A 1,146-nucleotide genomic window follows, 5' to 3' on the forward strand; every position below is an offset into this window, starting at 1 on the left:
TGGTGGTTTTTGATATGAATATAATCTGAATTTATTCAGAAAGTTGTCCGAATACATTCGGAATTTGTTCGGAATGTGTTAAGATAATAGTATGAAATCATTCGGAATTGGAGTGTTTGTATTGGAATATGAAAAAGTGATTGATGTAGTTGATGCTGTTAATAATGGTGAAAAAGTAGTAGAAATAGCTAAGAAATTAGGTATTAGTAAGGATACTTTTTCGAGAAGATTGTCTGAAGTTGGTTATAAATTCAATAATAGTTTGAAGATATATGAGTATGTAGGAGAAGCTTCGGAAGAGGATAAGGTGAATGTAAGAAAGTCTTCTGAAATTTTTCAGAAGAAAGTAAGAAAGAGTTCGGTGAAGGTTCAGAAAAAAGTCGGGCAAAATGAAGAGGAATTTCAGAAAAATGTCGGACAAGAGGAAAAAAAGATTCAGAAAAAAGTCGGACGAAAGGAAGAGAAAAATGTAGAAAAGGGAATTGAAGTGAATAACTTAAGTTTTTCAGAAGATGAGATTAAAGCTTTAAAGAAGCTTGTTAAAATACAACAAAGTGATGAAGCGAAAATATTGTTTGATTTAATGGAATTGCCTTTTTCGGGGAAAACTATTAAAAAGACGGTTCTTGTTCGTGACGATCTACTCGATGACTTTGAAAAGTTTGCTGAAAAAATCACTGTTAATAATAAGATGATTACAAAGAATATGTTAATTGAATTGGCTTTGTATGATTTTATGACAAAGTATAATAAAAATTGAGGGCGTAATGCTCTCTTTTTTTTATATACTGTTGTTTTTAATGGTTTTGTTTTTTGTTTATAGTATGTATGTAGGGAATTCATGTAGGAAATATATACATATATGTTTTTGGTAGGAAAGGTGTTTTTAGAAAATGGGCAGAAAGAGAATTGATCCAGAAGATAAGAAGGTTAGATTGAATGTTGCAATTAAGCAAAAATATGTTGATTTAGTTAAAGAAGAAGAGAATTCATCTCAATTTGTTGAGGATGCAATTATAGAACATTTGAAGAAAAATAAAAAACTTTAATTTTTTTTTTGGAAATATCTTGTTTTCTGTCCCTTTCTTTTGCTATAATCAGAACATAAAATCTTGCCGCGAATAAGTGTTCGATTTTATGTTCTAT

General features: G+C 29.5%; 2 protein-coding genes. Both read left to right on the forward strand.

From position 1 onward, the window contains the following. The first annotated feature begins 121 nt into the window (after positions 1 to 121). Positions 122 to 760: a helix-turn-helix domain-containing protein gene (locus tag JFU02_RS03445; RefSeq protein WP_201069872.1), complete on the forward strand. Its 639-nt coding sequence runs from the start codon at positions 122 to 124 to the stop codon at positions 758 to 760. Between the two features lie 133 nt (positions 761 to 893). After that, complete coding sequence (locus JFU02_RS03450) at positions 894 to 1,049, forward strand: hypothetical protein (RefSeq protein WP_172448360.1); 156 nt, start codon at positions 894 to 896, stop codon at positions 1,047 to 1,049. Positions 1,050 to 1,146: the final 97 nt, after the last annotated feature.

It is taken from the genome of Bacillus sp. TH13 (assembly GCF_016651175.1).
GTDB classification, from domain to species: Bacteria; Bacillota; Bacilli; order Bacillales; family Bacillaceae_G; genus Bacillus_A; species Bacillus_A thuringiensis_S.

Excerpts from the sequence above, each read along its gene's own strand:
- JFU02_RS03450 (WP_172448360.1), top strand. The coding sequence starts at position 894 with ATGGGCAGAAAGAGAATTGATCCAGAAGATAAGAAGGTTAGATTGAAT.